1 protein-coding gene is annotated in these 1,319 nt (G+C 40.9%); it reads left to right on the forward strand.

Going from position 1 to position 1,319, the window contains the following annotated elements:
* The coding region (locus Q4550_RS23145) for an MSCRAMM family protein (RefSeq protein ID WP_303536515.1) at positions 1-1,319 on the forward strand (1,319 nt) is incomplete at both ends.

The raw sequence follows: 1,319 nt of genomic DNA on the forward strand, positions 1-1,319 counted from the left end.
CAAAAGTTGATGCCTCCAATCAGGAATTGAAGCTTGAAGGCGCTGAATTTAAGGTCGTCTTTGAGTCTGGTGAAACGTTGCAAGAAGGATTAACAACTGGTGAGGATGGCAAGGTAACAATAAGCGAACTGAAACCTGGCAACTATCAGTTAATCGAAACTAAAGCTCCTGAATTCTATGAGTTGGATACAACACCAATTGATTTTACAATTGCCAAAGGTCAAACGGTAGCTGTTCCTTTAAGTGTCTCCAACACATTAATTTCTGGAGATGTGGAACTCACAAAAGTAGATAGCGACGAATCTAGTCTAACGCTAAAAGGCGCAGTCTTCCAAGTACTAGATTCGAAGAATAATATTGTAAAAGAAAATGTGGAAACAGATGAAACGGGGAAGCTAACGGTTACGGATCTTCCACCAGGAGAATACCAATTCGAAGAAACTAAAGCACCTTTTGGTTACCTCCTAGAATCTGAAGCGATACCATTCACAATTGCAAAAGGTCAAAAAAATATTCTAAAAGTAACAGCCGAGAATGTGATTCAACCTGGCTCAATAAAACTTCTGAAGGTTGATAAGGATGACGCAAGCCGTACGCTTGAAGGCGCTGAATATAGCCTTCTTAATGAAGACGGTGATGTGCTTCAAGAAAATCTTGTGACGGATGAAAACGGAGAATTACTCATTTCTGAGCTTCGTCCAGGAAATTATCAGCTGCAAGAAACAAAGGCACCAATGGGCTATCAGTTAGATGAGACACTAATACCATTCACAATTGAGGTTGGTCAGGAAGAAGTACTTGATCTTACTCATGAAAACAACCAAATATCAGGTATGATTGAATTGACTAAGCTTGGGGAGCAGGAAGACGCAGAAGGTCTTGCTGGTACTGAATTTAAACTTCTAGACGAGGAAGGAGTCCTTGTAGAAGAAGGGCTGATGACAGATGAATCTGGTAAAGTATCAATTGATAATCTAAAGCCAGGTGACTATCAACTCGTTGAAACAAAGGCTTCCTTCGGATATGTATTGGATGAAACGCCATTGTCGGTGAATGTTCCATTTGATCCGCAGGAACCAGTAGTAGTTGAAATGACGAATAAACTTCAAACGGGATCTGTTGAACTAACGAAACGTGATTACGATGACGAGACGATCATTGAAGGCGCAACATTCTCTTTGCGGGATCGTGATGGAAACGTTCTACAGGAAAAACTTCTGACGAATGAAGAAGGCATCATTCTTGCAGAAGACCTGAAGCCGGGCGAGTATCAATTCGTTGAAACAGAACCTGCATTAGGTTATGATCTTAACGCAACA

Source organism: Anaerobacillus sp. 1_MG-2023 (assembly GCF_030547345.1).
GTDB lineage: Bacteria > Bacillota > Bacilli > Bacillales > Guptibacillaceae > Guptibacillus > Guptibacillus hwajinpoensis_B.